Origin of the sequence: Vibrio sp. HS-50-1 (genome assembly GCF_024747315.1) — a bacterium.
GTDB classification, from domain to species: domain Bacteria; phylum Pseudomonadota; class Gammaproteobacteria; order Enterobacterales; family Vibrionaceae; genus Vibrio; species Vibrio diabolicus.
This window is the reverse complement of the sequence record NZ_JAMPZF010000032.1, coordinates 1-1113: the sequence shown is the minus strand read 5'-3', so window position 1 is coordinate 1113 and position 1113 is coordinate 1. Positions and strand designations below refer to the sequence as shown.

Sequence of the window (1113 nt, the reverse complement as noted above, 5' to 3'; positions counted from 1 at the left end):
AATACCGATGCCGCCGCATACCACCTCAATCACTAACATCAACGCATGGTAAAAATGCCACGCGTTGCGAATCACTCTTAAACAGTTTGTTAGCTGATGAAACTCACCATGAGCACTTCATTGATACTACTCATCGGCACAAAGTCTGGGTAACCAATTTCAATTCTTGGTACCACTTTTAGTGAGTATGCTTTTTCCTGCTCCCAAGCCGTCCAAGACTGTAGACTTGAGTATGCATCCTCTGAAAGAACTAACACAGCCATTTCTGCATGCTTTTGAGCAATGTTAGTTGGAATACACTTGTACAAGTGCTGATACACTTTTTTATCGCCTAAATTGCGATAATCGAAAAACGACACGCAAGATCGTAAACGAAAGAAACCGTTTGAATTTCCAAACACCGAACTTCGTGAGCCATCTAAATTGGCGAGCAGCCCACCAGAAGACAATATAGATTTATAATTCTCTAGTGTTGTGGCATGAAAAACTGACCCGCTCATTTTACTAACGAAGTCTTCAAAATCATCGACTTTCAAATTACGAACTAACATATTACTCTCATCAGCTAACGCCGCATTAAGGGGTGAAAAACGCTTACCCCTATTTAAAATTGAACAAAGTACACACAAAAGTGGATTCAAACCGCAAATGCCATGCGTTTTGAATCCCTCTTAAATGCCTTGTTATATGCAATGTTCAGACTAGTGGCAATGTACTGTGCCTGTACTATTGTCTTTGTGGCAACATTGACCAGGTGGTGAACTCTTACGACACCCTCCGCCATGAGCTAGGACAGAACTACTCACAAACAATGTAGCCAACAATAAAATTAAGACTCTCATTATATTTCCTTATTATCTCCGTTGTATTTCGCAAGCCAATGTTCTGCTTTGAACAGACTCGACAAGTTTAGTGATAATAAGAACGACAATAAGCAACTGAGGTCACACAAATCATAAATTTAACTCAATGTCTATGTTTCAGAGCTGCACTGCATATAACGCCGCGTTAAGTGGTGAACAACGCCAACCACCAAACCTAAACCATTGTACCTTAAACACAAAATTCAATTAAAACTGAAATCGCCAAGCGTTGTGAATCCGTCTTAAACGC

The 1113-nt window shown here is 40.2% G+C and carries 1 protein-coding gene; it reads right to left on the bottom strand.

Annotated elements, in window-relative coordinates; translation table 11 throughout:
• Positions 1-89: 89 nt before the first annotated feature.
• Positions 90-551, bottom strand: a complete 462-nt coding sequence (locus NDJ01_RS15245; RefSeq protein ID WP_225470003.1) for a hypothetical protein — start codon at positions 549-551, stop codon at positions 90-92.
• Positions 552-1113: the final 562 nt, after the last annotated feature.

Bases quoted from the DNA above. Each gene is read 5' to 3' on its own strand.
- NDJ01_RS15245 (WP_225470003.1), bottom strand. From the start codon at position 551: ATGTTAGTTCGTAATTTGAAAGTCGATGATTTTGAAGACTTCGTTAGT.